Source organism: Mesorhizobium sp. P5_C1, from assembly GCF_054049815.1.
Genome location: NZ_JBFULQ010001421.1, coordinates 1 through 521 on the forward strand (window position 1 = coordinate 1; position 521 = coordinate 521).

1 protein-coding gene is annotated in these 521 nt (G+C 57.1%); it reads left to right on the forward strand.

Going from position 1 to position 521, the window contains the following annotated elements; translation table 11 throughout:
- Nucleotides 1-181: 181 nt before the first annotated feature.
- On the forward strand, nt 182-521 hold a 340-nt coding region (locus tag ACXJ7R_RS36145; protein WP_457155949.1), incomplete at its 3' end, for a phage holin family protein.

Consider the following 521-nt stretch of genomic DNA (forward strand, 5'->3'; position numbering starts at 1 on the left):
GGCCGAGGGTGTGGAACGAATCTCCACCGACCTCCGAGATCGAAACGTCGGCGAACTGCTCGACTCCGTTACGAAATTCGCGCAGCGCCAACCTGCAGCGTTCTTTGGGGTAGGGATCCTTGCCGGCGTGATGCTCACCCGCATCATGCGCAGCTCGGATCGTTCCTGAGAGGCTTGCAAAATGGATGATGGTATCGATCGCCGGCCCTTCAGCAGCATCGTCAACGAGGCGTTGCAAAAATTCGCCTCGTTGATGCGGTTGGATGTGCGCCTGCTCAAGGCGGAAATGAAGAGTAAGACGTCGACAATCGTCTCGTCCGGCGCCTGTGGGATAGCGGCCGTTGCCCTGTTTATTCTGGCGTCGTTCGCCATGGTCCAATTCCTGATCCTGGTGATGATCCATCTCGGCATCAGCGCCATATTGGCCTGCCTGATTGTTGGCGTCGTCTTGTTTGCYGGCGGCTTGCTTTCCCTTTATTTGGCGAAGCGGGCGCTTATCGGATGGACCATCACTCCTATTG